Annotated in this window: 5 protein-coding genes and 1 pseudogene; 4 read left to right on the forward strand and 2 right to left on the reverse strand. The window is 58.1% G+C overall.

What is annotated here, in order from left to right; genetic code table 11:
• The 3 genes and pseudogenes from VEZ52_RS01590 to VEZ52_RS01600 all read left to right on the forward strand — a co-directional run.
• Nucleotides 1-265: pseudogene (locus VEZ52_RS01590) on the forward strand (NADH-quinone oxidoreductase subunit N); the annotation flags it as partial.
• A gap of 74 nt (nucleotides 266-339) precedes the next feature.
• Entirely contained in the window at nucleotides 340-1,473 is a 1,134-nt protein-coding gene (locus tag VEZ52_RS01595; protein ID WP_324835245.1) for a sulfite exporter TauE/SafE family protein, read from the forward strand.
• A 159-nt stretch (nucleotides 1,474-1,632) separates the two neighbouring features.
• The gene (locus VEZ52_RS01600; RefSeq protein ID WP_324835246.1) at nucleotides 1,633-2,262 is read left to right on the forward strand and encodes a hypothetical protein; all 630 of its coding nucleotides are present in this window, start codon (nucleotides 1,633-1,635) and stop codon (nucleotides 2,260-2,262) included.
• Nucleotides 2,263-2,391: 129 nt separating this feature from the next.
• Here the strand turns inward: VEZ52_RS01600 and VEZ52_RS01605 are convergent, their stop codons facing one another.
• Nucleotides 2,392-3,492 carry an NADH:flavin oxidoreductase/NADH oxidase gene (locus VEZ52_RS01605; RefSeq protein ID WP_324835247.1) on the reverse strand — a complete coding sequence of 367 codons (1,101 nt, stop codon included), beginning with the start codon at nucleotides 3,490-3,492 and terminating at the stop codon, nucleotides 2,392-2,394.
• 155 nt (nucleotides 3,493-3,647) lie between these two features.
• Here VEZ52_RS01605 and VEZ52_RS01610 point away from each other — a divergent pair, with 155 nt between their 5' ends.
• A complete protein-coding gene (locus tag VEZ52_RS01610; protein ID WP_324835248.1) occupies nucleotides 3,648-4,964 on the forward strand; it encodes a serine hydrolase domain-containing protein in 1,317 nt (438 codons plus the stop codon).
• 178 nt (nucleotides 4,965-5,142) lie between these two features.
• Here VEZ52_RS01610 and VEZ52_RS01615 read toward each other — a convergent pair.
• Nucleotides 5,143-6,028, reverse strand: an 886-nt coding sequence (locus VEZ52_RS01615) for an MBL fold metallo-hydrolase (protein ID WP_324835249.1), incomplete at its 5' end; no start/stop codon positions are given.

Raw genomic sequence — 6,028 nt, forward strand, 5'->3', positions numbered from 1 at the left:
CATGCTCTTTAAAGAAGCCTTTTCGGCAGGGTATACGGTAACGGTGCTTGTGGCTGTGATCAGCAGCACCATTTCCGCATGGTATTATCTTGGAGTGGCACGACGCATGTACATGCAGGAGGCCCCGGCAAATCACCCCGCACCCATACAGGCAGCTTCGGGCGGTGCGGGCGTGAGGGCTGTACTTCTGTGCTGTCTGACAGGTGTGGTGTTGTGGGGCGTGTTCCCGCAGACGCTGCTTTCGTGGGTGCATGTGTTTTTTTAGGAAGCCGCCTCAACAGGGCGCTTTCAGGCATTATTATCCGTTCGCTTGTGCGACGTTGATCGGGAGGAGTTGGAATGAGAAACAAGTGGGTACTTTTCGGCGTGGTGGCTTCACTTCTGGTGCTGACCGCCAGTGTCGCTCTTGCTGCTGACGGCAGCGTGCTTGCCAATGCCATCGCCAAACAGGTGGAAACGGCCCCCAATACCCTCAATATGCAGGCTGAACCGGGCTACCTCGGCATTCCCGGCGGCCCCAAGGTCAACATGATTCTGGCCTTTGGCTGGGCCTTGTGGGTGGGCTGGATTTTCTCCACTGTGGGCGCTTTTGGCGGCGTTATGGCTGGCGTGGGGCACATGACCGTGCACGGCCTTGGCGCGTATGCCAAATCTTTTGGCAAGACGCCCCTTAACAAATCCGTCACCGACTCCGTGCGCGCCTCCAACCAGATGCTCGCCGGTCTTTCCGCTGTTATCAGCACGTTCAGCTACTACCGCATGAAGCGCCTTGTGCTGCCCCTGGGCTTCGCCTTGGGCCTCGGCTCCATCGTGGGCGCTTTCAGTGCTGTTTCGCTGACTGCCGGCAAGCTGAACTTCTCGTCCTACCAGGGCTATTTTGGTCTTTTCGTGCTGCTGTTGGGCCTGTACCTGATGTGGGAAACCTCCCCCGCCGGTCAGCGTTCCAAGGCCAAGGCCAAGGAAGCCGCCAAGGCTTTTGAAGCTGCCGCCAAGTCCAAGGGCGAAGGCGTTGCTGCCCCCACTGGCGTGAAGCTCATCAAGTTCTCCATGACCAGCTGCCAGTTCACCTTCTGCGGCGTGGAATTTGCCTTCAACCCCCTGCTGCCCTTCTTCGGCGGTGTGGTTATCGCCAGCATCGCGGCCTTTTTGGGCGTGGGCGGCGGCTTCCTGCTGGTGCCTTTCATCACCAGCGTGACCCAGCTTCCCATGTACCTGGCTGCCGGCACCTCCGCTCTGGCCGTGCTGCTCAGCATGATCACCGGTATCACCACGCTCATGCTGCATGGCGCGCTGGTGGACTGGAATCTGGTTGGTCTTGAACTGGCCGGTATTGCCGTGGGCTCCATCGTTGGCCCCTACACCTCGCGTTTCTTCTCCGAAATCTGGTTGAAGCGCCTGTTCATCGTGCTGGCCCTGTATGTCGGCACCGACTACATCCTGCGCGGCTTCTTCAATATCAAGATGTTCGGCTAGTATTCCGGCAATGTCCGGAACATGCTGAAAACATGAAAAACACTGCATCCCCCTGGCCTGCCCATGGGGATGCAGTGTTTCCTTTTTACAACAGAATGCTAATCTGCCCGTGCGCAAGGGCGCAGAATCGCCCTGTGCGAAAAACGGAGCCGCTGAGATATGGAACAACTTCTGGTCTGGCTTGATCCTTTTTTTGTGCTGCCGTACCGCATGGTGCCGCAGCCCGAGGCAGCCTACTTTTTGGGAACAGCAATTCTTGCGCTGGTTGCGGGCCTCATAGGCATTGCCACCCTGCGCATGGCCCAACGTATGCACCGCAAGCGCCTGAAAAAATTGCAGGATGACATGCGGCACTACCATGAACTGAGCGAATCCGCCTTGCAGAACTCTGGCAAGGAAGCCTTCAAGGCCGTGAATCGTCAGGGGCATGAGGCTTTTGGCTATTATTTTTCGCTCAGCAATGCCCTGTTTGTAGCCTCGCTGTGGCCTGTTCCCATCATGCTGGCCTGGATGCAACTGCGTTTTGGCATGGTCAGCCCTGAACTTCCTTTTTCCTTGCCGCTGTTTGGCAATCAGCCGAGCATGGTTTTCTGGTTCATTCTTTTTTATATTCCGCTGCGGATGTTCAGCAACAAGACGATCACTCGTTGGCAGTTGCGTCACGGGGCGGCCCCGTTGGAAACCCAGATCGTAAACAGCCCTGAGGGCAATGCAGAAGTGGAGTCCGAAGGTCAGCCGCAGGCTCAAGTACAGCCGCAAGCACAGGCCCACAAGGTGGACACCCCCTAGCAGACTCTGTTCCGAAACTTTGCGTCGGGAGCAATCCCCGCGCGGCATTGATCGGGCTGGTCAATGCAGAAGGCCCCGCATCGTTAAAGATTGCGGGGCCTTCTGCGCTTAAGCTGTAGGTTGGGTAAATCAGCCTTGCACAAAAAGATCCTTCACGTTGTGCGGCTTGCTGCGCAGATAGGGCGACGGCCCGGCAATAGTCTGGCCCAGAGCGGCAGCGGCATGCCAGGGCCAGCGCGGGTCGTACAGCATGGCGCGGCCAATGGCCACCATGTCGGCCTGCCCTGTAACCACAATACTTGAGGCCAGTTCCGGCTCTGTGATGAGGCCCACGGCAATAACAGGAAGCTCGCTCACTGCGGCCTTGACCGCAGCAGCCAGCGCCACCTGATATCCGGGCGCAAGGGTGATCTTCTGGTCGGGTGAAAGACCGCCGCCGGAAACGTGTATGTACGCGCCCCCTGCCTTTTCAACGGCCTGGGCAAAGGCCGAGCATTCTTCCACATTCCAGCCGCCCTCGGCAAAGTCGGTGCCTGAAACACGCACACCCACAGGGTAATTGGCAGGAACAACGGCGCGTACCGCTGCCAGCACTTCCAGCGGAAAACGCATCCTGTTTTCAAGGCTGCCGCCATAGGCATCGGTACGGACATTGCTGAGCGGCGACAGGAATTCGTGCATCAGGTAGCCGTGGGCCGCGTGCAGCTCAATGGCGTCATACCCGGCACGCAGGGCGCTTTTGGCTGTAGCCACAAAAGATGCTGTAAGGCGGGCTATGTCTGCCGCCGTGAGTTCTGTTGGCGTTTGATGCCCCGGCGCATAGGGCAGGGCGGAAGGCGCGCATATTTCCCACCCGCCATCAGCGGGCAGCAGCGGTTTGCCTCCTTGCCAAGGTAGGCCCGTAGCGCCCTTGCGCCCGGCATGTCCGATCTGGATGCCGATGGGCGTGGAAGAATAGGCACGGATGGAATCAATCATGGCCTTGTGGGCGGCTTCCTGCTCCTCATTCCACAGGCCGAGATCCTGAGGGGATATACGCCCCGGCGCTTCCACTGCCGTAGCTTCCACAATGAGCAGCCCGGCTCCGGAAACGGCAAGGGTGCCGTAGTGCATGGCATGCCAGTGCACGGGGCGTCCCTCGTCTGCCGAGTATTGATCCATAGGGGGGACGACTATCCGGTTGGGCAGTGTCAGCCCTTTAAGTTTGATGGGAGAAAAGAGTGGATTCATGGTGTCCTCCTGCTTGGTTTTAATCCTAGCGGAATGCTTTTTCTTTGTTAAGCGCCGAATGTTTGTGAAAAGAGTTCCCGGTATTTACATCTGTAAGCAAAAGTGGCTCTATCAGCAGAAATAGGGCAGGGCTGGTTTGCCTGCGGGGAGGATGCGTGCAGAAGCAGAAAAAAATATCGGGTGTGTTCGCGGGCAAGCTGGCGTCCCGGTTTGTTGTCCTGATTGTAGTCCTGCTGGTTGTTGCCCTTTGCGCCTTGGCTACGGCTGGCGGCGCAGCTGCTGCCAGCGACAAAAAAACAGCCGGAGCGGCCTTGGCCCAGCGGCTTGATGCCGTGCTGAACAAGGCTGTTGCCGAGGGCCGCATAGTGGGGGCTGTAGTCATGGTTGCCCGTCAGGGACAGGTGGTCTATGCGCGGGCCGTGGGCATGGCCGATGCGGAAAAATCCACTCCCATGAGCCCGGATACGCGCTTTCGGCTGGCATCCATGAGCAAGCCCATTACGAGCGCCGCGGCTCTGGCCCTGGCGGAGAAGGGCATGATCGCTCTGGACGACCCCGTTACCCGCTGGATCCCCTCCTTTACCCCTGCGCTTGCGGGCAAGGCGGATCCTGTCATTACCGTGCGGCACCTGCTCACGCACACTGCCGGGCTTTCCTATGGATTCTCGGAGCCGCCCGATGGCCCCATGGCGTTGGCCGAAGTTTCCGATGGTCTGGATGACCCGCCCATCACGCTGGAAGAAAACATCTGGCGGCTTGCTACGGTGCCGCTTTATTATGAACCGGGTACGGACTGGAAATACTCCCTTGCCATTGATGTGCTTGGCGAAGTCGTATCCCGCGCTGGCGGGGACAATCTGCCCAACGTTGTGCAGCAGCTTGTAACCGGGCCGCTGGGCATGACGCGCACGGGTTTTATGGCAGATGATCCTGACCTGCTTGCCGCACCTTATGTGTGGGCCAATGGCAAGACCCACCGCATGGGCGAGACTGAAATTGTGCCCAACGCTGTTTCCGCAACGCGTTTTCAGCCGGGGAGGGCGCTGGACGAGCAGGCCTTTCCCTCCGCTGGCGCCGGGATGGTTGGAACAGCGGCAGACTACCTGAAATTTCTCGAGGCTGTGCGCGAAAACGGCGGCTCCATCCTCAAACCGGATACCGCGAAGGCCATGACTGCCGATCAGGTCTGTCCCATATTGTCGCAAAGGCTGAGCGTAACCGCAGGTAAAACCAATGAGGTTGTAGCGCCGGGCTGGGGATTTGGTTTTGGCGGCGCTGTGCTGCTGCGCCCTGAAAAGGCGGAATACCCTGGGGGCCAGAACACCTGGAGCTGGAGCGGCGCATACGGGAGCCATTTTTTTATGGATCGCGCCAACGGCATTTCCTTTGTGGCGTTGACCAATACCACGCCAACGGGTATGGCTGGACCGTTTGCGGTTGACCTTGCAAGGGCGGTGTACGGCAAAAAGTAGCCAGAGTTATGAAGTCAGCGGCGTACACGCTGGCGCAAGCTTTTTTGCTACTGAGCTATCCCTCTTTTTGTAAGGCAGCATTCTGCATTTACACATTTTTTTAAAGCCCCTTCGTCCATTCCGGTAATGCTGGTGGAAGAAGGGGCTTTGTCTGCATGCTGAATGTCTGCCCTTGGCCTTACATGCGGTTCACGGGCAGCTTTACAAATTGCAGGCCATTGACGGCCTTGCCGAATTTTCCTGTGCGCATGTTGGCCTGAAGCGAGGGCAATATGAGCGGCGGCACGGCCTTGCCGTTATCGTCCGCCTTGCGCTTTGCCACAAATTCGGCCTTGCCCACGTGCAGGTTCAGCCGCACATTGGCGGTTTTCTGCTCGCCAACAGTTGCCATGCACTGTGGGCCGCGCACCCCCTCCGGCGGGTAGTCATGCCCCACATAGATGCGCAGGTCATCGGGCAGGGCAAAGAGCTTGCGGGAGGAATCATACGAATCCTCGGCGCTCCCGCCAGGGAAGTCGCACCGGCCTGAACCCACATCGGGCAAAAAGATGGTGTCGCCCACAAAGGCCGCATTACCCACAATATAGGTGGTGTCTGCGGGGGTATGCCCCGGCGTGTGGATGATTTTTGCGGGCATGTCGGCAATGGTGAATTCTTCATCGTTCTCAAACAGACGGTCAAAGGCAGATCCGTCCGAGGGCGTGTCCTCCTGCGTTTGGAAAATAGGCGTCCATGTGGAAATAATATCCAGCATGTGTTTGCTGATGGCTATTTTCCCGCCCATTTTTTCCTTGATATAGCTGGCTGCGGTGACGTGGTCCGCATGGATGTGGGTTTCGAGAATCCACTCCACCACAAAGCCCTGCTGGCGGACAAAATCAATGACGGCATCGGCAGAAACAGTGGATGTGCGGCAGGCGTGAAGGTCAAAATCCAGCACGCTGTCTATAATGGCGCAACGCTTCTGGGCATCGGTTGCAGACCAGACCACATATGTCCAGGTAGCGGTAACGGGATCAAAAAATCCGCGCACGTTGGGTGCAGACATGGCGAACTCCTTTGCA

The organism is Desulfovibrio sp., assembly GCF_035644575.1.
GTDB lineage: Bacteria > Desulfobacterota > Desulfovibrionia > Desulfovibrionales > Desulfovibrionaceae > Desulfovibrio.

Bases quoted from the DNA above. Each gene is read 5' to 3' on its own strand.
- VEZ52_RS01605 (WP_324835247.1), bottom strand. From the start codon at position 3,492: ATGAATCCACTCTTTTCTCCCATCAAACTTAAAGGGCTGACACTGCCC.
- VEZ52_RS01600 (WP_324835246.1), top strand. From the start codon at position 1,633: ATGGAACAACTTCTGGTCTGGCTTGATCCTTTTTTTGTGCTGCCGTAC.
- VEZ52_RS01595 (WP_324835245.1), top strand. From the start codon at position 340: ATGAGAAACAAGTGGGTACTTTTCGGCGTGGTGGCTTCACTTCTGGTG.